This is a genomic window from Kitasatospora sp. NPDC089913 (genome assembly GCF_044748625.1).
Lineage (GTDB): Bacteria > Actinomycetota > Actinomycetes > Streptomycetales > Streptomycetaceae > Kitasatospora.
The window spans coordinates 84,709-109,663 of the sequence record NZ_JBIVGI010000008.1 but is presented as its reverse complement, the minus strand read 5'-3'; the positions used below and the strand labels follow the sequence as shown (position 1 = coordinate 109,663).

General features: G+C 74.3%; 18 protein-coding genes, 1 pseudogene and 1 riboswitch. Of the genes and pseudogenes, 12 read left to right on the top strand and 7 right to left on the bottom strand.

The window, feature by feature from the left end:
• Positions 1-329 precede the first annotated feature (329 nt).
• Positions 330-3,404 (top strand): AAA domain-containing protein, encoded by a 3,075-nt coding sequence (locus tag ACIPYS_RS15255; protein WP_400746388.1) that lies wholly within the window; start codon positions 330-332, stop codon positions 3,402-3,404.
• 31 nt (positions 3,405-3,435) lie between these two features.
• Here the strand turns inward: ACIPYS_RS15255 and ACIPYS_RS15250 are convergent, their stop codons facing one another.
• Positions 3,436-4,101, bottom strand: coding sequence for a hypothetical protein (locus ACIPYS_RS15250; RefSeq protein WP_400746386.1), 666 nt, complete (start codon positions 4,099-4,101; stop codon positions 3,436-3,438).
• 415 nt (positions 4,102-4,516) lie between these two features.
• Here ACIPYS_RS15250 and ACIPYS_RS15245 point away from each other — a divergent pair, with 415 nt between their 5' ends.
• From ACIPYS_RS15245 to ACIPYS_RS15220, 6 genes are all read left to right on the top strand, one after another.
• Complete coding sequence (locus tag ACIPYS_RS15245) at positions 4,517-5,155, top strand: LmbU family transcriptional regulator (protein WP_093865255.1); 639 nt, start codon at positions 4,517-4,519, stop codon at positions 5,153-5,155.
• A 284-nt stretch (positions 5,156-5,439) separates the two neighbouring features.
• Entirely contained in the window at positions 5,440-6,276 is an 837-nt protein-coding gene (locus tag ACIPYS_RS15240) for a phytanoyl-CoA dioxygenase family protein (RefSeq protein WP_093862913.1), read from the top strand.
• A gap of 44 nt (positions 6,277-6,320) precedes the next feature.
• Complete coding sequence (locus tag ACIPYS_RS15235; RefSeq protein WP_400746384.1) at positions 6,321-8,351, top strand: NAD-dependent epimerase/dehydratase family protein; 2,031 nt, start codon at positions 6,321-6,323, stop codon at positions 8,349-8,351.
• Between the two features lie 130 nt (positions 8,352-8,481).
• Positions 8,482-10,341 (top strand): asparagine synthase (glutamine-hydrolyzing), encoded by a 1,860-nt coding sequence (asnB, locus tag ACIPYS_RS15230; RefSeq protein WP_400746382.1) that lies wholly within the window; start codon positions 8,482-8,484, stop codon positions 10,339-10,341.
• Between the two features lie 146 nt (positions 10,342-10,487).
• Positions 10,488-11,711, top strand: coding sequence for an MFS transporter (locus ACIPYS_RS15225; protein WP_093862915.1), 1,224 nt, complete (start codon positions 10,488-10,490; stop codon positions 11,709-11,711).
• Between the two features lie 207 nt (positions 11,712-11,918).
• Complete coding sequence (locus tag ACIPYS_RS15220; protein ID WP_400746379.1) at positions 11,919-13,232, top strand: UDP-glucose dehydrogenase family protein; 1,314 nt, start codon at positions 11,919-11,921, stop codon at positions 13,230-13,232.
• Between the two features lie 108 nt (positions 13,233-13,340).
• Here the strand turns inward: ACIPYS_RS15220 and ACIPYS_RS15215 are convergent, their stop codons facing one another.
• The 6 genes from ACIPYS_RS15215 to ACIPYS_RS15190 all read right to left on the bottom strand — a co-directional run bounded on the left by ACIPYS_RS15215 (position 13,341) and on the right by ACIPYS_RS15190 (position 19,504).
• Positions 13,341-14,372: an ABC transporter substrate-binding protein gene (locus ACIPYS_RS15215; RefSeq protein ID WP_400746377.1), complete on the bottom strand. Its 1,032-nt coding sequence runs from the start codon at positions 14,370-14,372 to the stop codon at positions 13,341-13,343.
• Positions 14,373-14,494: 122 nt separating this feature from the next.
• The gene (locus ACIPYS_RS15210) at positions 14,495-15,079 is read right to left on the bottom strand and encodes an ABC transporter permease (RefSeq protein WP_286158662.1); all 585 of its coding nucleotides are present in this window, start codon (positions 15,077-15,079) and stop codon (positions 14,495-14,497) included.
• A gap of 326 nt (positions 15,080-15,405) precedes the next feature.
• Positions 15,406-16,686 carry an MFS transporter gene (locus ACIPYS_RS15205; RefSeq protein WP_400746376.1) on the bottom strand — a complete coding sequence of 427 codons (1,281 nt, stop codon included), beginning with the start codon at positions 16,684-16,686 and terminating at the stop codon, positions 15,406-15,408.
• Entirely contained in the window at positions 16,683-17,495 is an 813-nt protein-coding gene (locus ACIPYS_RS15200) for an LLM class F420-dependent oxidoreductase (RefSeq protein WP_400746374.1), read from the bottom strand. Before ACIPYS_RS15200 ends, ACIPYS_RS15205 begins: the two co-directional genes overlap by 4 nt.
• A gap of 88 nt (positions 17,496-17,583) precedes the next feature.
• Positions 17,584-18,603, bottom strand: a complete 1,020-nt coding sequence (locus ACIPYS_RS15195; RefSeq protein ID WP_093862921.1) for a zinc-binding dehydrogenase — start codon at positions 18,601-18,603, stop codon at positions 17,584-17,586.
• 214 nt (positions 18,604-18,817) lie between these two features.
• Complete coding sequence (locus tag ACIPYS_RS15190) at positions 18,818-19,504, bottom strand: DUF402 domain-containing protein (RefSeq protein ID WP_400746371.1); 687 nt, start codon at positions 19,502-19,504, stop codon at positions 18,818-18,820.
• Between the two features lie 356 nt (positions 19,505-19,860).
• Positions 19,861-19,991: riboswitch (FMN riboswitch) on the top strand.
• A 147-nt stretch (positions 19,992-20,138) separates the two neighbouring features.
• On the opposite strand from ACIPYS_RS15190, the pseudogene ribB reads away from it, so the two are divergent.
• The 5 genes and pseudogenes from ribB to ACIPYS_RS15165 form a co-directional block, all read left to right on the top strand.
• Positions 20,139-20,807: pseudogene (gene ribB / locus ACIPYS_RS15185) on the top strand (3,4-dihydroxy-2-butanone-4-phosphate synthase); the annotation flags it as partial.
• Positions 20,808-21,097: 290 nt separating this feature from the next.
• Positions 21,098-21,340: a phosphopantetheine-binding protein gene (locus ACIPYS_RS15180; RefSeq protein WP_231977916.1), complete on the top strand. Its 243-nt coding sequence runs from the start codon at positions 21,098-21,100 to the stop codon at positions 21,338-21,340.
• Between the two features lie 3 nt (positions 21,341-21,343).
• Positions 21,344-22,597: an ATP-grasp domain-containing protein gene (locus ACIPYS_RS15175; protein ID WP_400746369.1), complete on the top strand. Its 1,254-nt coding sequence runs from the start codon at positions 21,344-21,346 to the stop codon at positions 22,595-22,597.
• 174 nt (positions 22,598-22,771) lie between these two features.
• Positions 22,772-24,043, top strand: a complete 1,272-nt coding sequence (locus ACIPYS_RS15170; RefSeq protein WP_400746367.1) for an MFS transporter — start codon at positions 22,772-22,774, stop codon at positions 24,041-24,043.
• Between the two features lie 9 nt (positions 24,044-24,052).
• The gene (locus tag ACIPYS_RS15165; protein WP_093862927.1) at positions 24,053-24,919 is read left to right on the top strand and encodes an isocitrate lyase/phosphoenolpyruvate mutase family protein; all 867 of its coding nucleotides are present in this window, start codon (positions 24,053-24,055) and stop codon (positions 24,917-24,919) included.
• Positions 24,920-24,955: the final 36 nt, after the last annotated feature.

The following is a 24,955-nucleotide window of genomic DNA, read 5'->3' as shown; positions in this document are numbered from 1 at the left end:
ACCGCGGCCTGACGACCGGAGCCTGACAACCGCGGCCCGCTCTCCGTCGGCGGCCTCGCCGAGGTGGACCTGACCCGTGCCGCCCCGCCGTCCCGGCCGGTCCGGGCAGGGAGTCCGGAGCCGCCGGTCCCGGGCTGATCGTCGGGGCTCGGGGGACCGGTCCCGTGCACGTCCGTCCTCGGCACGGTGCTGGTCGGAGCCGGTGCTGGTCGGAGACGTACGGCGGCCGCGGCCCCCCGGAGGCGTCCGGCCGAACTCGGCGGCGCTGTCGCCTGCAGTCCGTACAGTGGACGAAGCACTGTGCAGACGTTTCGGGGGAGTGCAGATTCATGACGCAGGTCGAGCAGCCCTATCCGGTTCCCGAACTCCTGGCCGCCGTGCAGGCGGAGATCCGGGCGGAACGCCGCGACGAGGCGAAGGACGCGGAGAAGGCGGCGCTCTCGGACGGGCGGCCGGTGTCCGCCTCGGAGGGTCGTTACGAGTACCTCTTCGGGTGCGACAGGTGGCCGGGGTCCTTCGACGGCGGCCCCGTCCTCGTGCGTCCCGCCCAGGCACGTGGCGCCTGGATCCCCGCCGAGGCCTCCCCGATGCCGGACGGGAGGGTCCGGCTGGTGGTGAGCGAGGGGCTGCCGTCCGGGGCGCGCAACGTGCAGGTGCGGAAGGACGATTCGGCGGGGCTGCTGGTACTCGCCGAGCGCCTGGAAGCCGCGGGTGCGGAGGACGGCGGCATCCGGGTCGAGAGCGCCGGTTGGGTCGTCGGGCAGGGCGCGCCGACGGTGGCGCTGGCGGCGGACCCCGAGAGGTGGGTCGCCGGCTGGCACGGGCTGAAGCTCAACCCGCGTCAGCGGACCGCGGTCGCCCAGGCCCTGGCGAGCGAGGTGCTGTTCCTCTGGGGGCCGCCGGGGACGGGGAAGACCGATGTCGTCGGCCACATCGTGGAGGGCAACGTCCGGCAGGGGCACACCGTTCTCTTCCTGGCACCGACCAAGGTCGCCGTCGATCAGGCGCTGGAGCGGATATGCGACCTGCTGGAGGCCGAGCAGGGCTTCGCCGAGGGCCTCGTCCAGCGGGCCGGGGAGATCGAACTGCCGTCGCTCCGCGAGCGGTACGGGGACTTCGTCGACCCGGCCCGGGTCGCCGGCCGGGTCTCGGCGCAGCTGGACGGAGCGGCGCGGGAGGCGCGGGAGGCGCTGCGGCACGTCCGGGCGGGCGTTGCGCTGTACGACGAGGTCCGGGAGCTGGAGCAGCGTCTCGACAGGGACCGGAGCGCCCGCCAGGAGGCGGCCGAATCCGCCGGGACCGCGGAACGCGACGCACTGCGGGCCGAGGCCGAGGCGGCCCGGCTGCGGCTGGCCGTCAGTGAGGTGGGGGACCCGAGAGGTCTCTTCGCCGCGCGGAGGGAGCAGCGGCTCACCGCGCTGAGGGCGGACCTGACGCGGGCGACCGAGGCCGCCTCCACGTCCCAGTACGTCGGAGCGGCCGCCCGGAAGCAGGCGGAGGAGCTCGCGGCCCGGATCGGCGCGACGAGCGGGACCCTCGCGGGCCTGCGGCCCCGGCTCGTCGGCCTTCCCGCGTACACGACGCTCGTCCGCGAGGCCGGCACTCTTCAGGAGCGCATCCAGGACCTCGACCGCCAGCTTTCCCGCATCAAGCAGACCGTCCGGTCCCGCTGCCGGGTCATGGGGGCCACGGTCGCCAAGGCGGTGCAGTCGCGCAAGCTGCTCGACCGGGTGGACGTCGTGGTGGTGGACGAGGCGGGCATGGTGGACCTGCCCTCGGCCTGGCTGGCGGCCGGTCTGGCGGGGAAGCGGCTCGTCGTGGCAGGCGACTTCCGGCAGCTGCCCGCCGTCACCAAGGGGGACGGCGACCGGAGGGCCACCGAGGAGGAGCGTGCGCACGCCCGGGACTGGACCGCGCGCGACGCCTTCCACGCGGCCGGCCTGGTGAGTGGGAACGGCTCCGTGCGCCAGGACCCGCGCCTGGTGGCACTGGACACCCAGTACCGCATGCGTGAGGCGATCTGCCGGGTGGTCAACGTCGTGGCGTACCCGGACGCGCCGCTCGCGACAGGGCGCGCCGACGGCAGCCGCATCCCGGCCAACCCGCTGGTGGATGCCCCCGTGATCCTCGTCGACACTTCCAAGCAGCGGATCCCGGGCCCCGACTACCGCGCGAACACCGTGAACGAGGCCGTCGTCCACGAACTCGTCCGCGGCCTCCAGTACGAGGGAGTGCTCCCCGGCCGCAAGTGGGGGAGCGCGGAGACCGCACCGGGGGAGCGCGCGACGGACCGGCTGGCGGTCATCGCGCCCTACCGGGCACAGGTCAGGGCACTCAAGGGGAGCCTGAAGTACCGGTTCGGGGAGGACTACGAGGGTCTGGTGGACACCATCCACCGGTTCCAGGGCAGTCAGCGCCCGATCGTCGTCTTCGACACCGCGGTCGGCGCCGGAAAGGACCCCGGCATCTTCTACGCCGGAACCGGTCTCTCCTCCCAGACCTGCCGGCTGCTGAACGTCGCGCTCAGCCGGGCCCAGGACCACCTGATCGTGGTGGCCGACGTCGAGCACCTGCGCAAGCACCTCAGCCCGCACAGCGAGGCCCGGGCCATGCTCGACCATCTGGAGAGCCGTGCCCAGGTGATCGCGGCCGACCAGTTGATCCCGACCCGTGACGCGGCTCAGCTGTCGGTCCTGTCGGACGAGGAGCTGGCACGGCCGGCCTTCTTCCCCGCCGACGAGGTGCAGAAGGCCGTGGAGTGGGACATCGCCCGCGCCCGGACCAGCATCGAGGTCCACTGCGCCTTCCTCGATCCGACGCCGGTGCGCCACTGGTCGGCGCTGCTGGGCGCCCGCGCGGCCGACGGAGTGAGGGTCGTCGTCCACACCCGGTCGCCGGAGGAGCAGCGGGAGGAGGCCGGGGCGGCCCGTCACCGGAAGCAGATCGACATCCTCAGGGCGGCCGGCTGTCAGGTGGGCTTCCGCGACCGCATGCACGAGAAGGTGCTCATCCTCGACGACTCCGTGCTCTGGCACGGCTCGCTCAACCTGCTCGCGAGCAGTGGACCGACTGACCTGATGATGCGCTTCACCGACCCCGCGTCCTGCGAACGGGTCGCCCGGGTCATCGACCGGGCCCGCAAGGAGCGGCCCGCGTGGAACCCGCGGGCGGCGGGGGACGCGGCGAGCGGCGTGAGGGTTGCTCCGTCCCCGCGCGCCGCTACCGGTGCGGCGGGCATACGCCCGGGGGACGTCGTCGGCGGGCGGCTCTATCTCAATGTCCCGTACGGCGAGAAGGACGACGCGAAGAGGCTCCTCAAGGCCGGCTGGGACAAGCCGAACAGGCTCTGGTACGTCGATGCCGCGCGAGTGACCAGGGAGCAGGCCGCCCGCTGGCTCCCCTGAGGGGGAAGATCGCGATGGTGCTGACGATATGTCAGATCATCTGGGTGGAGGTGATCGTGGAGGGATCCGCCGGGGGGAGGGCGAAGGCAACCATGTCCCGGTAGCGGGGGTGGGGGGTGTCGGTGGGGGAGTACCAGTCGCTCGGGCCGGTGCGGTCCTCCCAGGAGAGTTGGGCCTCGGCGAGGGCGTCGACGAGGTCGGTGGCGAGGCGGGCGGCCTCGAAGAGGTCCTGGTCGGTGGACTGGGAGCTGGCGCCGACGATCTGTCCGCGGATCTCGGCGGAGTGGCCGTAGCGGAAGGCGCCGCCGCCGCACAGGTGGGGGTCGGTCAGGACCGCCTCGCCGTAGTTGCGGCCGAGCCGGCGGTGGCCCGCGGCCTTGGCCGCCGCCTTGGGGAGGAAGCGGTGGGCGTCCTCGCCGACGGTGATCACCGCCATCACCGACTCGGGGTCGGGGGCCCAGGGGCCGGCCGTCGGGTCGAGGAGGACGAAGCCCATGCTCGCCCGGGGGTACGGGTCGCGGGGGGCGGTGCCGGCGGCGGCGGTGTGGTTGCGCCAGATGCTGGCTGCCCGCCGCAGTCCGAGGTCGATCAGCAGTCCAGCGAAGCCCGCGTCGTCGAAGAGGTGGTCGTACGGGTTGTGCCGGTGCTGGGCGCGGACGGTCAGGCCGTGCTCCGAAACGCTCTCCCGGGTGGTCACGTCGGCTCCTTCGGTGGTGTGTGGTGTCCTGGCCTCCCCTGCGGGGGCCGGAGCGGTGCGATTGTGGCCACGGGGGTGGGTGGGTCGCCAGATCCGTGGTCCGGGGGAGCGGGCGGCGGGGGGCCGGGTTTCCGGTTCCGGGGCGGCCGAACCGGGTCTGGTCTGCGGTTTCTGACGCGGCCATGTCTCGCCGGCGGGACGGCGGGCGGGACGGCCGGCGGGACGGCGAGTGGGACGGCGGGCTGTGCGAGGGGGTGCGGCGCGCGGTGCGGTCGGCCGGACGGCGGGCGGTGGGGGAAGTGCCCGGGGTGCGGTGGGGGTGCGGCGGGGGATTCCGAAGGCTGGTCTAGACCTTGAAGCGGTGCGGTTCGTTCCCCAAAATGATCGACTGTTGCTGAACAACGGGGAGGACAGCATGCGAAGGGCGGATCGGCCGGACGACGTGAGGATTCTGGGAAGGCGTACCGGGAGAGGGTCGGAACTCTCCAGGGACCAGACCTCGCTCGCCCTCCCGGCCAGGCTCCCGATCGACGCGTGGATGCGCATCGGGCAGGATCTCGGAACCGCCGCGGATTCCGCGACCTGGTGGCTCGGCGACTGGCTGGTCTACGGCCAGGACCGATATCCAGAACGCTACCGACGGGCCATTGACGAAACCGCGCTGGATTACCAGACGCTGCGGAACTACGCCTGGGTCGCCCGGAAATTCCCGCCGGGCCGCCGCAGGCCGGTGCTGAGCATGCAGCACCACGCCGAGGTCGCCTCACTGGATCCCGAGGTGCAGGACAACTGGCTCGACCGGGCGCAGCAGGGCCGCTGGTCCCGCAATGAACTCCGCCGCCGGATCCGCACCGCCACCACCCCCGGCGCGGGCGCTCGCCCCATCGCGGTCGAACTCCGGCTCGCTGTCACCCAGGCCCGCCACGGCCTCTGGGAGGACGCCGCCGACCGGGCCAACCGCGATCTCTCCGCCTGGGTGCTGGAGGTGCTCGACGCCGCCGCGCGCCGGGCAACCGAGGACCGCGAGCGGATGCGGATCGCCGAGGCGGGCTGACCGGCCCGGGGCCCGGGGTCCCCGCCCCCCGGTCGGCGGACCGGGGGGCGGGTGGACGGAACGACGGACGTTGACGCGCCGAATTACCGGCTATTTGATGACCGGGGTCGGGAAACGCCGGAACGGCGAACACCCGATCCGCCATCGGGCCGTGCACCAGGAATCGCGAATCGCGACCGCGGAATGAAGCGACAGAACGAATCCACGGCGTTCCGCCGTGCCCGCGCCGATCGGACGCGGCGAATTCCACCGGCCCCGGACCGTACACGGGAAAGGATCAAGTCATGACCGTCAGCGCGAACCCCGACCTGGTCGGCGTATTCCGGGAGGACGGATTCGTCTTCGCCGGAACCCTGCTCTCCGCCGACGACGTCGACGCGTACCGGGCGATCTACGACCGCTTCCTCAGCGGTGAGATCGAGAGCGGCGACAAGCGCTCCGACCTCGGCTCGCACGCGCCGCGGGCCGAGGGCGCCGAGGCCGGCGTCGAGAACATCACCCAGATCATGTGGCCCTCCGCGCTCCACCCGCCGATCCTCGACCTGCCGCTGCACGAACGCGGACTCGCCCTCGCCCGCGAGCTGATCGGTGACGACGCGATGCTCGACTTCGACATGCTGATCCACAAGGCCCCGCACACCGCGGTGCCCACCCCCTGGCACCAGGACGCCGCGTACTGGATCGACCTGCCGGACACCCGGGCCGTCTCGCTCTGGGTGGCCCTCGACGACACCGGGCCGGACAACGGCTGCATGTGGTACGTGAAGGGCTCGCACACCCGGCCGCTGCGCCCGCACCGCCCCACCAGCGACGGCAAGAACATCGAGTGCGACTGCTCGGAGGACGAGCCCGGGGCCACCGCGGTGCCGGTGACGGCCGGTCAGGGCATCGCGCACTCCGGCACCACCCTGCACTACTCCCGCGGCAACACCAGCGACCGCGTGCGGCGGGCGTACATCCTCAACTACCGCCCCGCGGCGATGATCCGGCTGGAGCGCGAGCAGGGGTCGGACCACGGCCTGAACGACAACGAGCGCAAGGTCCGCAACGCCGGCGCGGACGGCACCGACAGCGTGGACGGGAGCGCCGGAAACGGCGGCACCGCCGGCGCCACCCGCTGATCCGACCCCGACGGACCCCCACCCCCCCACAGCGAGGTACTTCGATGGATGCCAGTACGGACAGCAGTAAGGACAGCCGCACGGACGCCCGTGGCGACTCGGCCCGGGTACGGCTGAGCGGCGCGGTGATGAGCCACCCCAAGCGTGCGGAGGAGGCGCGGCGGCTCGCCGACGCCGACCCCCGGGGCCGCGTCCTCGTGATCATGGACCCCGAGCCGGACGGCCGTCCGACCGCGCTCCGGGTGGCGCCGCTCTCCTGGTCCTGCGTGGCGCCCGACGCCACCCATCACCTGGTGCTGCAGGACGATGTGGTGCTCGCCGAGGGCTTCTACGAGCACGCCGAGCGCGCCGCCGCGGCGGCCCCCGGCGAGGCGATCGCCCTCTACGCGGGCTGGGAGGCCCGCAACGGTGCCGTCGCCCGGCTCGCCGCGCTCGCCGGCGCGCCCTGGGCGTACACCCTCCAGGAGCACGTGCCCTGCCAGGCGCTGATGCTGCCCGCCGAGGCCGCCCGCGGCTACGAGGCGTACCAGCGGGAGCACGGCGGCGGCTGGCCCTACGACGTGGTGGTGCAGCGCTACCTGAACGCGATCGGCATGCCGGTGCGCTTCTGCACCCCCAGTACGGTGCAGCACGACGACCTGCCCAGCCTCGCCGGCAACACCTACCACGGCTTCCGGCAGGCGACCCTGTTCACCGGCGCGGCCGGTCCGGCGGAAGCCGACGGGCCGTGCCCGCGCTTCCCGGTGGTGCCCTTCTACCAGTACGGCGAGGCCCGCTGCGCCGTCCTGCGGGGCACCGAGTGGGAGTACCTGGAGACCGAGCGGCAGCTCGCCCGCACCGGCCTGCTGGACGCCTGCCTGGCCGCCCTCGCGGCCGCCGGCCCGGACGCCGCGGCGGGTCTGCCGGACGGCGCCGGCCGGGCCGTGTGGCTGACCGCGTTCGCCCTCGGCGCCGTCACCGCGGACCTGCCGGAGCCGGACCCGGGGATCGCCGCCGCGGTCATGGAGACGCTCGGATCGGGCGGTCTGTGCGAGGAGTTCACCGCCGCCGAACTGCTCGCGGCGGCCCCGGCGGTGCGCGACCTCGCGCTGACCGCGCTGGCCGCAGGCCGCCGCGCCGGAGCCGACCCGGCCGCCCGCACGCCCCGCCCGGCCCCGCTCGCCCGGGTGGCCGTCACCGGTGGCGACCCCGCCTTCGCCCGGCAGCTGGCCCGGCTGCTCGCCGACGCAGGACACGGCACCGGCCACGACGCAGGGCACGGCACCGGCCAGGGCGCAGAGCACGGCACCGGCCGGGGCGCAGACCACGACGCGGTGCAGCCGGCCGGGCGCCCGTCCGCCGGGGACCTCGACGGCGTCCGGTACGTGGTGCACCTGGGCCGCCCCGAGGACGACGGCCTGCTGGCCGACGTGCTCGCCGCCGCCGCCAAGGCCGGGGTGGAGCGGGTGGTCTACGCCGGGTCGTCCGCCGTCTACCGGGGCATCCGCGAACGGACCGTCACCGAGGAACTCCCGGCCGCCGCCCCGGCCGATCCGGTGGCACTGGCCTGGTGGCGCGAGGAGCAGGCCGTCCTGGCCTGGGGCGCGGAACACGGCGTCGCCGTGCAGCTCCTGCGCCTCGCCGACCCGGTCGGCCGGTACGCGCCGCAGGACAGCCCGCTGGTGCGGTGGGTGAACCTGGCCTGGACCCGGCGACCGCTGGCCCTGAACCCGCTGGGCCGCCACCAGGTGCTGGACCACCGCGACCTCGCGGACGCGCTGCGCGCCGTGCTGGCGGCGCCGCCCGCCCGGCCGGTGTTCAACGTGGCTTCGGCGGCCTTCGACGAGCAGGAGCTCGCCGGGTTCCTGGCCGACGTCTCGCGCCGTACGCCCTGGGAGTGGGTCCAGGACCCGACGGTCGACCGCTGGACCATGGCGACCGACCTGATCGGGGCCGAACTCCACTGGCAGCCCTCGGCCGAGCTGCGCGAGAGCATGCGCGCCCTCGCCCAGTGGTGGGCCTGCGACATCCACGGCGACTACACCGTCGCCGCCTCCGTCCCCGGCGCCCCGACCGGGCCCGCCGCGCGGGCGTGACCGTACCGGCCGGCGGCGCCCCGTCCGGTGCCGCCGGCCACCCCGCCCCCGCCCCGCCCCCACCGCGTCCCCTCCCCGCACGCTGCCGCCAGCGCAACGAGCCCGCCACCGCCCACCCCTGGAGTACCGCATGTCCGCCATAGCCGGCTGGGTCGACTTCTCCCACGCCACCCCCTCCCACGACCCCGCGGACCCCGCGGACGGGCAGGACGTCGTCCGGGCCATGACCACCGCACTGGCCGGGCGCGGGCCCGACGGCGAGGGGCTGTGGAGCTCCGCGCACGCCGCCCTCGGGCACCGCCGCACCGCCCGCGACCCGCACCCCCAGCCGGTCACCGCCCCCGGCGACACCGGCCCGCTCGCCGTGCTCTCCTTCGCCGGCCACCTCACCAACGCCCGCGCGTTGCGCGACCGCCTCACCGCCGCCGGGCACCGCGCCGTCACCGGCGGCGAGGCCGAGGCCGTGCTCCAGGCGTACCTGGCCTGGGGCGAGGACTTCGTCACCCGGATCGAGGGCAGCTACGCGCTCGCCCTCTGGGACCCGCGCCGGGAGGAACTGCTGCTGGTCCGCGACCGGATGGGCGTCAAGCCGCTCTTCTGGGCGGCCACCCCGGACGGCGTGCTGTTCGGCTCCGAGCCCAAGGCCGTGCTCGCCCATCCCGGCTTCCGGCGCGTCCTCGACGCCGACGGCCTGCGGGACATCCTCTCCGTCGCCCGGGTCCCGGGCCATGCGATCTTCCGCGGCCTGCGCGAGGTCCTGCCCGGCACGCTGCTGCGGGTCGGCCGCACGGGCGCGACCGAGCGCCGCTACTGGCAGCTGCGGGTCGCCGGCCACTCCGACGACCTGGCCACCACCGTCGACACCGTCCGCACGCTGCTGGAGGACGCCGTCGCCCCGCACCTGGACGGCGAGGAACTGCCCCTCTCGCTGCTCTCCGGCGGCCTCGACTCCAGCACCCTCACCGCGCTGGCCGCCGACCTCGCCCACCGCCAGGGCCGCGGTCCGATCCGCTCGCTCGCCGTCAACGACCAGGAGCCGGGCGCCGACGGCGCGGCGGCGCAGGGCAACGAGGACCACCACTACGCCCGGCTGATGGCCGAGCACGCCGGCACCGAGCACGGTGAGATCTCGCTCGCCGGCCTGGACCTGCTCGACCCCGCGCTGCGTGCCTCGGTGCTCGCCGCCTACGACATCCCGATCAACAAGGGCGACCAGTACGCCTCGCTGCGGCTGCTGTTCGGCGAGGCGCGCCGGCACGCCGCCGTCGCGCTGTCCGGCGAGTGCGGCGACGACGTCTTCGGCGGCTACAACTGGAACCGGCTGCCCGAGTGGATCGCCCGGCCGACCTTCCCGTGGGTGGCGGAGGGCCGTCCGCGCTTCCTCGGCACCGACGTCGTCTTCGACGCCGGACTGCTCGGCAAGCTCGACCTGGCCGGCTACGAGGAGGACTGCCACCGGGACGCCGTCGCCGAACTCGCCGCCGCCGACGCGCTCGCCGACCCGGTCGAGGCCCGTTACCGCGAGGTCACCTACCTCGCGCACACCCGCCACACCCGGGTGCTGTTCGACCGGCTGGACCGCCTCGGCAGCGCGGCCGGGCTCGACATCCGGGTGCCGTTCGCCGACCCCCGGCTGGTCGAGTACACCTTCAACATCCCCTGGGAGATGAAGGCGTTCGACGGCCGGGAGAAGAGCCTGCTGCGGGCGGCGATGAAGGACCTGCTGCCCGAACCGGTGGCGATGCGGATCAAGACGCCCTACCCCAACCTGCGGGACGCCGGCTACGACCGGGTGCTGCGGGAGCGGCTGGCCGGGGTCGTGCTGGACCCGGACAGCCCGGTCGCCCCGCTGCTCGCACCCGGGCTCCGGGCGGCGGTGGCCCGGGACGGCGCGGACGCCCTGGTGAAGGGGGTCGGCCGGGCCGCGCTCGAGACCGCCCTGCAGACTGACGCCTGGCTGCGCGCGTACGGGGTCGAACTCGCGCTCTGAACCGGCGCCGACACCGGCGCCGACGCACGCAGCCTCCCGACACACGCAGCCTCCCCGCGCACGCCGCCCCTCGGAGCAGCGCACCCGCCCGTCCCCGAGCACCCGCCCGCCCCGGCGGACGTCCGAACCCCCCTCGAAGGAGCCCCATGGCCGCGACCCTGGCCGCGCCGCCCGCCCCGCCGGCCCGCCTGTGGACCCGCAACTTCGGGTTCTACTTCACCGCCCGCACCATGGCGGTGCTGGGCGACACCATGATCCCCGTCGCGACGGCCGTGGCGATGCTCTCGCTCGGCTTCGGGGTGGGCGCCGTCGGCGTCGCGCTGGGCGCCTGGATGGGGGCGTTCGCCCTGTTCGTGGTGTTCGGCGGGGTGTTCGCCGACCGGTTCCACCCCCGGCCGCAGATGATCGCCGCCGACGGGGCGCGCTGCGCGATCCAGGCCGGTCTGGCGCTCTGCCTCTGGCTCGGCCACCCGCCGCTGTGGCTGCTGGTCCTCGCGTCGGTGCTCGGCGGGCTCGCCACCGCGATGTTCCAGCCGGGGCTGACCAGCCTCGTGCCCCAGGTCGCCACCGACCCGCAGCAGGCCAACGGCGTGCTACGGGTCAGCCAGGGCGTCGCCACGATGGCCGGCCCGGCCCTCGCCGGCACCCTGGTCGCCGTGGTCTCCCCGGCCTCGGTCTTCGCCGCGACGGCGATCACCTTCGTGGTCAGCGGGCTCTGCCTGACGGCCCTGCGACTGCCCCACGTCGAGCCCGATCGCAGCGCCTCGACCCTGCAGAACCTGCGCGAGGGCTGGACGGAGTTCCGCTCCCGCTCCTGGCTGTGGTCGGTGATCCTGATCTGGTGGGTCCTCGGCGTCGCGGTCTGGGGCCCGATCACACCGGTCGGCGCGGTCTCCATCATCGACGCCCACGGCAAGGCGGCCTTCGGCTGGGCGGAGAGCGCCTTCGGCGTCGGCTGCGTGCTCGGCGGCCTGGTCGCGATCCGGCTGCGCCCGGCCCGGCCGCTGTTCGGCGGGGCGGTGGCGATGCTGCTCTTCCCGCTGATGCCGCTGTCCGCCGCGCTGGTGCCGCCGGTGCCGCTGCTGATGGCGGGCTACCTGGTCAGTGGCATCGGGTGGGCGTTCTGGGGCGTCCAGTGGGCGACCTCGGTCCAGACCCGGATTCCGGAGGACAAGCTGAACCGGGTCGCGGCCTACGAGATCGCCGGTTCCATCCTGGCCGTGCCGCTCGGTCAGGCGGTGGCCGGTCCGGTCAGCGGCCTGGTCGGCGTGCACCGGCTGCTGTTCCTCGGCGCCGTGGTCGGGCTGGGCTGCGCGCTCGCGCTGCTCGCCGTCCGGCCCGTGCGCCGGCTGACCCGGGCCGTCGACTGACCCGGGCCGTCGACTGACCCGGGCCGTCGACTGACTCGGGCCGTCGGTTAACTCGGGCCGTCGACTGACCCCGTCGGCCGACCCGGGCCGCCGACCTCGCCCCTCCTCCCGGCCGCCCCTCCGTATCCCCGGCCGGTCCCTCCGCCGGCCGGTCTCCCTGCCCCGTCCGGCAATGCCACGCACCCCCACAACGACAGGAGACCGACCGTGCGCCACCGCCTGACGGTGATCGGCAGCGGCTACCTCGGCATCACCCACGCCGCCTGCATGGCCGAACTCGGCCACGACGTCCTCGGAACCGACATCGACGAGGACCGGGTCCGCTCCCTCAATCAGGGTGAACTGCCCATCCACGAGCAGGGGTTGGGGGAGCTGCTGCGCCGCAACCTGGCCGCCGGGCGGCTGCGCTTCGGCACCGACCCGCAGGAGGCCGCCGCCTTCGGCGACCTGCACTTCCTCTGCCTCGGCACGCCCCAGCGCAAGGACTCCGGGGCCGCCGATCTCTCCCAGCTCGACGCCGCCGTAACGGCCCTGGCCCCGCACCTGGACCGGCCCTGCCTGGTCGTCGGCAAGTCCACCGTCCCGGTCGGCACGGCCGAGCGGCTGGCCGCCCGGATCGCCGCACTGGCGCCCGCCGGGGAGGCCGCCGAACTCGCCTGGAACCCGGAGTTCCTGCGGGAGGGCCACGCGGTGGAGGACACCCTGTCGCCCGACCGGATCGTGCTCGGGGTGCGCCCCGGACGCGCCGAGGGCCTGCTGCGCGACCTGTACGGACCGCTGGGCGACATTCCGACCGTCGTCACCGACTACGCCACCGCCGAGCTGGTCAAGACGGCCGCGAACGCCTTCCTGGCGACCAAGATCTCGTACATCAACGCGATCGCCGAGGTGTGCGAGGCGGCCGGAGCCGACGTGGTGCGGCTGGCCGAGGCGCTCGGCCACGACGAGCGGATCGGCCGGCGCTTCCTCGCCGCCGGACTCGGTTTCGGCGGCGGCTGCCTGCCCAAGGACATCCGGGCGTTCGTGGCCCGCGCCGAGGAGTTGGGCGCGGGCGAGTCGCTGGAGTTCCTGCGGCAGGTGGACGCGATCAACCTGCGCCGCCGCACCCGCGCGGTCGACCACGCCCGGGAGCTGGTGGCCGGGTCCTTCGCCGGACGGAAGGTCGCCGTGCTCGGCGCCGCCTTCAAGCCCGAGTCGGACGACATCCGCGACTCGCCCGCGCTCGGCGTCGCGGCGGCGGTCGCGCGAGAGGGCGGGCAGGTCTCGGTGTACGACCCGGCGGCCCTGGACAACGCCCGCAAGGCCTTCCCCGAGCTGTCCTACGCGGCCTCGGCCGCGGCGGCCGCCCGCGGGGCCGAGGTGGTGCTGCTGCTGACCGAGTGGCGGGAGTTCGTGGAGCTCGACCCGGTGGCCCTGGGCGAGGAGGTCGCCGTCCGGGCCGTCGTCGACGGCCGCAACGTCCTGGATCCCCGGGTGTGGCGCGCGGCCGGCTGGACGTACCGCTCGCTCGGCCGCCGCTGACCGCGCCGGGACGACGGAGCCGGGCCAGAAGGACGGGGCCGGGGCCGGGGTAAGGGCCGGGCCGGGGTGGCGAAACGGCCGCCCCACCCCGGCCCGGCCGCCCGCGGCCTACGGGAGGTAGTCGTTGCTGAAGGCCTCGGCCGCTGCGGCGGGCTTCTCGATCAGACCCTGCTCCTGCATGAAGGCGGCCATCCGGTCCCAGGTGGCCGGGTCGTTGAGGCCCGGCTTCCCGGTGGCGGGCGCCTGCATCAGGGGGGCGGTGGCGCGCAGCACGGCGAGGGCGGAGTCCTGCTGCTTCTGGTCGTTCATGCCGGGGATGTGGCTCTTGCTGATCGACACCGCCTCGTCGGGGTGCTCGACCGTGTACTGCACTCCGCGCAGCGTGGCCGCCACGAACTTGCGGATGTCGTCGCCGCGCTTGTCCAGGGTGGTCCTGGTGGCGCCGAGGCCCGCCGCGACCAGGGGCAGGGCCGAGGCGTCGCCGGTGCCCTCGACGGCGCGGACGGCCAGGCCGGCCTGCTGGAACTGGACGGCGTCGTTGTTGAGGTAGCCCATCACGGCGTCGACCTTCTTGCCGACCAGGGCGGCCTGCTGGGTGAAGCCGATGTGCTGGACGTCGACGTCCTTGGTGGTCAGTCCGCCGGCCTTCAGCTGGGCCAGCAGACCGAAGTAGGTCTCGCCGTAGGGGCCGGGGGTGCCGACGCTGTGACCGCGCAGGTCCGCGATGGTGCGGATCGGGGAGTCCTGCGGCACCAGCATCGCGACCGGGTAGGTGTGGTACAGGGTGGCGATGTCCACCACCGGCACGTCCTTGGCCCGGGCCTGCAGCATCTCGTCGCCGCCGGCGTAGACCACGTCCTCCTGGCCGGCCGTCATGGCGCCGAACAGGTCGTCGGTGAAGCTGTGGTGACGAAGTGTCACCTTGAGCCCGGCCTCCTTGTAGAAGCCCTTGCTCTCCGCCACGTAGAAGGGGGCGAACTGGATGTTCGGGATGTAGGTGAGGCCGACGGTGACGGCGCCGCCGGTCTTGCCGTCCGAGGACTTGGCGGCGGTCGGGTCGGAGGCGCAGGCCGAGAGCGTGGCGCTGCCCGCGAGGAGCAGGGCGAGCGCCCCGGCGGCGCGGGCGGTGGTCTTGGGCATGCGACAGTCCTTCTTCGTAGGGATTTCGACGGGTACGGGCACGGGCACGGGGAAGGGCAGGGTGCGGGAGAGCCGACGGGAACGGGAACGGGCAGGCGGCGGGAGGAGCGGGGAGCCCGTGCTCAGCGGTCCACGGTCAGCTCGACCAGCCGGACGGCTCCGTAGGTGGCGGCGGCCAGCAGGGTGAGGGTCAGCAGCGAGACGAACAGGCCGGTGGAGTCGGCCTGGCCGCGCTGGACGGCCAGCAACTGGCCGAGGCCCTCGCCGCCCATCACGAACTCGCCGACCACCGCGCCGGTGATGGAGAGCGTGCACCCGGTGCGCACCCCGGCGAGGATGCTCGGCAGCGCCAGCGGGAACTCGATGTGGCGCAGCATGCCCCACCGGCCCACCCCGTCGACCCGGGCGGCGTTGAGCACCTCGCGGTCGAGCTCGCGCAGGCCGAGCATGGTGTTGACCAGCATCGGGAAGAACACCAGCAGCGCGCAGAGGATGGCGATCGGCAGCAGCCCGTAGCCGATCCACAGGGCGAGCAGCGGCGCGAGCGCCACCGCCGGTACGGCCTGGGAGGCGGCGAGGTAGGGCTGCAGGGCGCGGGCGGCGACGGTGCTGCGGGCCATCAGGTAGCCGAGCGGCAGGGCCGCCGCGATGCCCAGGCCGCTGCCGGCGGCGCTCTCCACGACGGTCTGCCAGGCGTAGCCGAGCAGTCCGCCGTCCGTGATCGCGTCCACGAAGGCCCGGGCGACGGTGCCGGGGGAGGGCAGGAAGAACGCCGAGACGGCCTTGGTCCGGGTGACGAGGTCCCAGGTGCCCACCAGGAGGAGGCCGAACACCAGCGGCGGCAGTACCGTCGCCAGCCGGCCGGTGGTCCGTGCGGACCGGCCGGGGGCGTCGGTCCGGGACACCGGGGTGGTGGCCGGTGCCGACGGTGTCCGGTGGGCGGTCTTCAGCTCTGACACGGAAGCTCCGTTCGTCTCCCCGTACGCAGGGTGGGTGGTTCTGGCGCCGGGCTGCGGCCGGCTCGGTGCGCTCCTCATCGGGCCGCGTGGCGCAGCAGGAGGGTGACGGCCAGGACCGCCGCGGCGCCCGCGGCGAGCGCGAGCCAGCCCGTGCCGGTGCCGGTGGCCGTCACGACCGCGATGCCCAGCGGTGGCCCGACGGCCGTCCCCGTGCTCCAGGCCAGCGAGGACAGCGCACTGCCCCGGCCGAGCGAGGCGGGGCCCGAGAACCGTACCAGCAGCGGAAAGAACGCCGAGGAGTAGGCGATCTCGCCGATCGCGAACAGCGCGGCGAAGCCGGCCAGCAGGGCGGTCCTGGCGGCGCCGTCGGTCGCCGTGGCGAGGGCGCCGGCGCCGAACGCGGCGCACCACAGCAGTGGCGCCGCGATCAGGGCGGCCTCCTCGGCCAGCCCCTCGAGGCGCCGGGCGACGGGGCGCTGGAGCAGCAGCAGGACGAGGGCGTTGCCGGCGGTGACGGCGCTGACGCCGGCCAGGCCGATGCCCATGCCGTGGTGCAGCAGCAGCGGGACGGTCGCCTCGATCTGGGTGAATCCGGCGGTCGCGAAGAGCGCCTGGGCGAGCATCAGCAGGGCGATCGGACGGCTGCGCAGCAGTGCCCGGTAGCCCGGCGGGTCCGGTTCCCGGTCCGGAGCGATGCCGCCGGGCATGTCGGGCACGTCGGGCACGCCGGGCACGTCGGGCACGTCGGGAACCGCGGGCACGGCCGGGCGGCGGCGGTGGACCAGGAGGAAGAGCACGGCGAGCGGTACCGAGGCGGCGGCCGCCGCCTCGTACAGCCAGGGCAGGGTGCCCGCCGGGTGCCCGGCGGCGAGCAGCAGCCCGCCACCGGTGGCACCGAGGCCCATGCCCGCGTTGGTCATCACATGGCGCAGCACGAAGGCACGGCGTTGCTGCGCGGCCGGGACCAGGGCGGTGACCACCCCGGTGATCGCCGCGTACTGCAGGCCGTAGCCGACGCCCGCGAGCAGGCCGGAGGCCGTCACGGGCAGGCTGCCGCCCGCCGCGCCGAGCAGCGCGTACGAGAGCACCAGCGAGGTGGTGCCGACCGCGCCGACCGCCGCCGCGCTGCCCCGGTCGGCCCGGGGGCCGCCGAGGACCGCGGCGGCGCACCCGGCGGCCGCCATCGCCACGAAGTAGGTGCCGGCGCCGGTTCCGCCCAGTCCGAGCCGGTCGCTGATGTAGATGCTGGTCAGCGGGAAGACCAGTCCGATCCCGGCGCTGGACGCCAGCAGGGCGGCCATCAGGCCGTGGAACCCGGCGCCGGGACGCCCGCCCGGCTGCCCGGATCCGGTCATCGGCCGGCCAGGCCGTCGCGCAGCGCGAGCAGTTCGCGGACCGGGGCGAGGTCGAACGGGCCGGGGACGGAGACGATGATCTCGGTGGCGCCGGCCGCCGCGAACGCCTCGGCCAGGCCGGTCTGCGGGGCGTCGATCATCACGGTGCGGCCGATCTCGCGCGGGTCGCGGCCGACCTTGGCGCACCAGTCGTCGAGCACTCCGCTGCGGCGGGCGAACTCGGCGACCGGGTCGGTGGAGTCCCAGCCGTACCAGTTCCACAGGTCGGCGTAGCGGGCGACGGCCTGGAGGGTGCGCTTCTCGCCGCCGCCGCCGATGAGGATCGGCAGCGGGCCGGCGGGCGCGGGGTTGAGCTTGGTGAGGCGGTCGCGGATCGCGGTGACGGCCTCCTCGAAGGCGTCGATCCGGCCGCCGGGGCCGGGGAAGGGGTAGCCGTACTCGCGGTGCTCCTGCTCGAACCAGCCGGCGCCGACGCCGAGGACGACCCGGCCGCCGCTGAGCAGGTCGACGGTGCGGGCCTGGTCGGCGAGCAGGTGCGGGTTGCGGTAGGCGGTGCAGGTCACCAGGGTGCCGATGGTGGCCCGGCTGGTCTCGACGGCCATCGCGGCCATCAGCGACCAGCACTCGTAGTGGCGGCCGTTCTGGTCGCCGGTCTGCGGCATGAAGTGGTCCCAGGTCCACAGCGAGTCGACGCCGAGCTCGTCGGCGGCGCGCCAGGCGGCCCGCAGGTCGGCCAGGTCGCAGTGCTGGGGGTGGAGCTGGGCGCCGATCCGCAGGGTGGGGCGGGTGGCGTCGGGGGTGGTGCTCATGGGGGTCTCCTGGTGGTGCGGGTGCGGGTGGGTGTCCGACGCCTGGCGGGCGCCCGACGGGGTGTCAGGAGGGTGTGGGGGTGCGGAGTCAGCGGGGTTCGACGAAGACCCGGAACACCGGGGAGCCGGAGCTCTCGGTCAGCGCCTCGCCGGTGTCGGCCAGTTCGTGGCGGGAGGTGACCAGCGGGGCCAGGCCGGCGGCGAGAGCTCCGCCGCGCAGCAGGGCGGCGGCGGCACGCCAGTCGGCGGGCTCCTGGCTGTACGAGCCGGTGACGGTGAGCTGGCGGCGGTGCACCTCGTAACCGGGCAGGACGGCGTCGGGGGTGTCGTGGGAGCCGCCGAAGAGGACCAGCCGGGCGCCGTCGGCCGCGGCGCGGAAGCCGGCGGCGATCGCCTCGCGGGAGGCGATGGTGACGAACACCACGTCGGCCTTGGGGAGTTCCGCGAGCTCCTCGGGCGTCACGGCGTGGTCGGCGCCGGCCGCCAGGGCCGCGGTGCGGCGGGTGCCGTCGGTCTCGACCACGGTGACCGAGCGGGCCTGGTGGTGCTGGGCGAGCAGCAGGTGCAGTCGGCCCATGAAGCCGCCGCCGATCACCGCGACCCGGTCGCCGGGCTGGAAGGAGCCGCGCCGGAACGAGTGCACCACGCAGGCCAGCGGCTCGCCCATGGCGGCGTGCAGCGGGTCGGCGTCGCCGACCGGCCAGGCGTGGGCGGCCGGCACCCGCACGTACTCGGCGAGCCCGGCGCCCATGCTGATGCTGCCGTCCGGCAGCAGACTGCCCTGCGGCGAGGCGCAGATGGCGCTGTTGCCGGAGCGGCAGTGGCGGCAGGTGCCGCAGCGGGTCAGCAGGTCCACGGTGACCAGATCGCCGACGGCGGGGGCGTCCTCCAGTGCGGCGGCGCGCGCACCGACCTGCTCGACCCGGCCGGAGACCTCGTGGCCGGCGGCCACGGGGTAGACGGGCATGGCGCCGGTGTAGAGCTTGGCCTCCATGGTGCACAGCCCGCAGGCGGCGATCCGGACGAGCACGTCGTCCTCGCCGATCTCGGGGCGCGGGGTCTCGCGGATCTCGACGGAGCCGGGGGAGGTCACCAGGGCTATGCGCATCGGTCGTTCCTTTCGCGGTGCTGTGGTGCTGCGGTGCGGTACTGCGGTGGTGCAGCGGTGTCGGCTGCTGCGGTGCGACTGCCGCGGTGCGGGCCGCCGCGGGCACGGGGGTGCCGCGGTGCGGGTGGCGCCGTGCGGTCGCGCCGCCGGGGCACGGGTGGCGCCCCGACGGGCCGGTCGGTCGGGTGGACCGCCCGGACGGCGGGGGGTCGGCTCAGGCCGGGGGAGGGGGAGCGGTCCACTGCGCGGCGGGTCGCCAGTGCGTCCACCGCTCGGTCCACCAGGTGTCGCCGCGGTCGATCCGGGCGGCGAGCGCCGCGGCCTCGGCACGGACGGCGGCGGCCTGTTCGGGGGTGAAGCCGCCGGTGCGGGCGCGCTCCTCGAAGGCTTCGACGTCCTTCCAGCGGTACGGGCCGCCGTCGGCCGGGATCCAGAGGTCGAGCTCGTGGTCGAGGGTGTCGACGCCCTCGTCGGTGATCCGGTACGGGTCCTGGAAGTTGACGTACCAGCCGGAGAGCTCGTCGGTCTCCGGGTCGCGGAAGGCCCAGACGGCGTAGGCCTCGCCGGGGCGCTGCAGCTGCAGGACACCGGGGCTGCGCCAGCGGTCGGCGACGGTGCTCCAGCCGTGCGGTCCCCAGCTGAACTCGCCCTCGCCGAAGGAGAGCCGGGTGTCGTGGGCCAGGTACACGGCGAGCAGGTCGGGTTCGTGGGCGACGACCCGGACGGGGTGGCTCAGCCAGACCCGTCCGTCGAGGATCTCCCGCCGCAGCACCACCTGACCCGGCGTCAACAAGGCGCCGGCGAAGACGGGTTCGGAGACCGGCACGGCCGTCGGAACGGCTGCGCCGAGGCCGTTCGCCGGCCCGGCCGCGCCTGCGCCGGGTTCGTCGCCGACGGACACGGCGGAGCGCCCCGGACTCCTCGAAGGATCGTGCATGAACGTCTTGCCCCCGTTTCGCAATGCCGCCCCCGGAACGCGGGCGGCGAGACTCCGGCCCCCGCCGGAGTGCCGAACGCCCGCCCCTCGGACCCCGTCCCCAGTGGTTCGACGCAGGTCGAACGGGGGTCACTACTTGTGGGTAGGCATCGGCGGTCCGGATCTTAAGCACGCTCGGACGGCATTGGCAATGCCCGCCGAACGGCGGGGTCGGGAACCCCCGGTTCGGCGTGTGATGCAGCCCACGGCTCCACCCGTTCACCGACGTCTTGTCAAGATCGCGGCAAGTGTGCGAGGTTGACGGGCGTTGTTCAAGACGTTTGCGCACTCCGGGGTCGGTGAAATTCCGAACCGGCGGTTACAGTCCGCGACCCGTCCGCCGCCAGCGGCCGGTTGACCAGGTGAAACTCCTGGACCGACGGTTAAAGTCCGGAAGGGAGGCAGTGCGCGGCGGGCAGGTTTTTCCGACGGCCGGGGGGATTCCCGTCGGCCGGTCGGTCGCGGGCCGCTTCCACCGGAATGCGGTCGACGACCGCCCCTGCACGCCCATGCTCCAGCAGCCCCGGAAGTCCGCGCCCCGAGCGCGAGGAGAGTTCCGATGGGCCACACCACGGGCACGACCACCGCCGACGCGACCTCGTACGCGGCCGGCGACACCGAGCAGCCGTTCGACTCCGTCGAGTACGCGGTCGCGCAGATCGCGGCCGGCCGGGCGGTCGTCGTCGTCGACGACGAGAGCCGCGAGAACGAGGGCGACCTGGTCTTCGCCGCCGAGCTCGCCACCACCGAGCTGGTCGCCTTCGCCATGACCGAATGCCGCGGACTGCTCTGCGCCCCGATGACCGGCGCCGACCTCGACCGGCTGGAACTGGACCAGATGGTCCGTGAAAACACCGAGCACCACCGCACCGCCTTCACCGTCTCGGTCGACGCCGCGGCCGGCATCAGCACCGGCATCTCGGCGGCCGACCGGGCGCTGACCCTGCGGCTGCTGGCCGAGCCGGGCACCCGCCCGGCCGAGCTGGTGCGCCCGGGCCACGTCTTTCCGCTGCGGGCGGTCGACGGCGGTGTGCCGGCGCGGGCCGGTCACACCGAGGCCGGGGTGGACCTGTGCCGGCTGGCCGGCCTGCGTCCGGCGGCGGCGATCTGCGAGATCGCGATGGCCGACGGTGCCATGGCCAGACTGCCGGAGCTGCGCGAGTTCGCCGGCCGGCACGGCCTGGCGCTGATCTCCATCGCCGACCTGATCGAGTACCTGCGCACCGCGGGCGGTGCGGCCGGGGCGGTGGTCCCGGAGGGTGCGGCCGGGGCGGCGGTCCCGGCCGGAGCGGCACGGACGGCGGTCGCGGTGGCCGCCGGCTGATTCCGCCGGGAAACCGGCCGCAGGGGGGCGGTTCCGCCGGGAATTCCATTTCCGGGGCGGTGCCGTGATTCGTCCTGCCCGCAGGAATTCCGGCACCGGCTCCGGTTAACCGGCTGTTTTCCCGGAATTGACAGTTCCGCAACCCTGCTCCAATAATCGATTCACGGATGCACGCCGACGGGGAGAGGCCTGGTATGTCCGACACCAGCACCACGGAAACACTCAGAATTATTTGGGAAGAAGTCCTCGGCACGCCGGTCGACGACCTGGACGCCGATTTCTTCGATCTCGGCGGGGATTCCCTGCTGGCCCTCGCGATTTCCACCCGGGCCATCGAGTCCGGTCTGGACATGCCCCGGTCGGCGGTGCTGCGCCGCAGCACCCTCCGGCAGCTCGCCGAGGCCGTCGAGGACCCACGACTCTTCGATCGCGCCTGAGCGATGGCCATCGTCGTCGTCTACGACCAGGGCTCGGCCTCGCCGCGCGAGGTGATCGCCCTGGGGCGCACGGCTCCGGTACTGGTCGCGCTGGCCGACTCCGACCACGCCCGGCAGGTCGGCCCGCTGTTCGAGGAGAACTGCGCGGGCGTCGTCACGCTGGCCGAAGGTGACGGGGCGGCCGCCGCCCGGCTGCGCGAGTACGGGGCCGCGGGCATCCTGACGTTCAGCGAACGGATGCTCGCCGACACCGCCCGGCTCGCCGGACTGCTCGGCCTGCCGTTCAACACCCCGGAGACCGTCCGGGTGTTGACCGACAAGGCGGCGCAGCGTCGGCGGCTGCGGGAGGCGGGGGTGGACAGTGTGCGCAGCGCGCTGCTCACCGACGCCGAGGGCTGGCGCGCCGCGCTGACCGAGGTGGGCCTGCCCGCCGTGGTCAAGCCGGTCCGCGGGGAGGGCAGCCGGAACACCGTCCTGGTGACGGATCCGGACCGCGGCGCCGCCGTGGTCGAGGAGTTCCTGCGGTCCGAACCGGCGCTGGTGGTCGAGGAGTTCCTGCGGGGCGCGGACTGCGCGCCGTTCGGGGACTACGTGTCGGTGGAGAGTGCCGTCACACCCGCCGGGATCCGCCACGTCGCCGTCACCGGAAAGCTGCCGCTGGCGCCGCCGTTCCGGGAGTCCGGGCAGTTCTGGCCCTCGCAGCTGGCCCCCGGGCCGGAGGCGGAGGTGGTCGGGCTGGCCGACCGGGCGCTCCGGGCGCTCGGGGTCACGCACGGTCTGGTGCACACCGAGATCAAGCTGACGGCCGCCGGGCCCCGGCTGATCGAGGTCAACGGCCGCCTCGGCGGGGACCAGACCGATCTGGCCGGACGGTCCGTCGGGCTCGATCTGGTCGCGCTGGCCGGTGAGTTGGCGCTCGGACGCGAGCCCGGGCCGCTCCCGGCCCGTCCGGACCGGGTGCACTTCCAGTACTACACCCCCGGCCCCACCGGGGGCGGCCGGCTGACCCGGGTCGACGGCCAGGCCGCCGTCCGGGCGCTGCCCGGGGTCGAGTCGTACCGGCTCTCGGTGCGGCCCGGCACCGAGCTGGCCGCCGGGACCTCCACCACCCTGCTCGACATGCTGTGCGGCTCGGCCGCCGACCACCGGGGCATGACCGCGCTGGTGGAGCAGGCGGTCGCCCTGCTGGCCTACGAGTTCGACGTCGACGGCCGGCCGGTCAGACGCACCGCCCGGGACCTGCTCGACCACGTCTGAGGCGTCCCGTCCGGGGACGCCCGGTGGGCCGTCGGCGCCGCCCGGACCGCCCGGACCGCCCGGACCGCCCGGACCGCCGGGTTCGGAGGGCCGCGGCCCGGCCCCGGTCGCGTCCACCCCCGCGAACCACGCCCCGGACGTGCCCACCTCCGCGAACCACTCCCTGGATGACTCATGCCTACCATCGGCTCGGCCGCCGCCGGGTTCCTGAGGGAACTCGTCCCGGCGCCCGGGGCCGAGCGCCGCATGGGTGTGCTCACGCTCACCCAGTCGCTCGGCACCGGCCTCTTCCTGACCTCCAGTGCCATCTTCTTCACCAGGACCGTCGGGCTGTCCGCCGAGAGCGTCTCGGTGGCCATGTCGGCGGCCGGGCTGTGCGGGTTCCTCGCCACCGTCCCGGGCGGGCGGGTCGCCGACCGGTTCGGCGCGCGCCGGCCGCTGGCGGCCAGTTACGGTCTGCTCGCGGTGCTGTTCGTCGGCTACGCCTTCGTCGAGGGCGTGCCCGCGTTCACGGCCGTGGCCTGCGCGATAGCGGTGTGCGAGACTGTCGGCAGCCCGCTGCGCGCGGCCCTGACCCACGCCCTGTTCGGCTCCGCCCGCTCCGCGGGGGTCCGGGCGAGGATGCGCAGCCTGTTCAATCTCGGCTTCACGGCCGGCGCCGGCCTGGCCGGGGCCGCGCTGGCGACGGATTCGCGGATCGCCTTCCTGCTCGTGATCGCGGTCAACGTGGCCCTCCAACTGCTGTGTGCCATCATGGCGTTGGGCCTGCGGCCGGACGGACCGGAGGTGGTCCCGGCCACCGCGGGGCGCTCCTGGGAGGCCTTCCGCGACCGCCGGTTCCTGCTGGCCACCGCGCTCTCCGGGATCCTGGAGCTGTTCCAGCCGGTGCTCGCGGTGGGCGTACCGCTGTGGATCGTCAACCGCACCAGTGCGCCGGGCGCCCTGGTGGCGGCCCTGACGGTGGTCAACACCGTGCTGGTGGTGCTGCTCCAGGTCGCCGCGGGCAAGGGCTCGGACACCGTGTCCGGCTCCGGTCGCCTGCTGCTGCGGGCGGGCCTGCTGATGGCGCTGGCCTGCTGCCTGTTCGCCGGGTCCGGCGCCGCCGACACCTCACTGGCCGTCGTCCTGCTGTTCGCCGGCACGGTCCTGATGACCCTGGGCGAACTCGCGCAGTCCGCCGGCGGCTGGGGACTGTCCTTCACCCTGCCGCCCGAGGGCCGGATGGGCGAGTACCAGGGCGTGTTCGGGCTCGGCCGGGGGCTCCAGCAGTTCTTCGGGCCCGCGCTGGTGGTCATGCTGCCGCTCGGCATGGGCGCCGCGGGCTGGCTGCTGCTGGCCGGAGTGTTCGTGATCTGCGGCCTGATCGCCCTGTGGGCCTTCGTCCGGGACGCCCCGCCGGCCGGCGTGTCCGACGAACCGTCAAATGAACCATCACCCCAGACGTAGGAGCACCACGTGAGTCCCACCCCCCACAGCTACCCCTCGTTCCGCAGCGTCCTCGCGGAGCACCCGCTGGTCCGGATCGCCGGCGCGCACTCGGCGCTCGGCGGCGTCATCGCCGAGCAGGTCGGCTTCCAGGCCGTCTGGGCCTCCAGCTTCGAGATCTCCGCCGCCCGCTGCCTGCCCGACGCCAGCCTGCTCAGCATGAGCGAGTACCTGGACGCGGCCGCGCACATCCAGAAGGCGCTCTCCGTCCCGGTGGTGGCCGACTGCGACACCGGCTTCGGCAACAGCATGAACGTGGCGTACATGGTGGCCGAGTACGAGCAGGCCGGCATCACCGCCGTGTGCATGGAGGACAAGATCTTCCCGAAGATGAACAGCTTCGCGGCGGCCGACCACAGCCTGCTCGACGTGAACGCCTTCGCCCACAAGATCGAGACGGCCAAGAAGTCCCAGCGCAGCGAGGACTTCTTCGTCATCGCCCGCACCGAGGCGATGATCAGCGGACTGGGTGTCGACGAGGCGCTCAAGCGCTGCGCGGTCTACGCCGACGCCGGTGCCGACGCCGTCCTGGTCCACTCCAAGCAGGCCACCAAGGACGAGGTGCTGTCCTTCCTCGACCAGTGGGACGACCGGCTGCCGGTCGTCGTGGTGCCCACCACCTACCCCGACTGGCACGCCGACGAGGCCCGCGCGGCCGGTGTGTCCGCCGTCATCTACGCCAACCAGGGCCTGCGCGCCACCATCACCTCCCTGCGGTCCGCCCTCGGCTCGATCTACGAGACCGGGCACTCGGCCCACCTGGAGGACAGCATCGCCGGGGTCAAGGACGTCTTCGCGCTCCAGCGCCTGGACCAGTGGCAGGAGTTCACGGCCTGACCGCCGGGACCACCTCGACCACGACCCCGACCCACC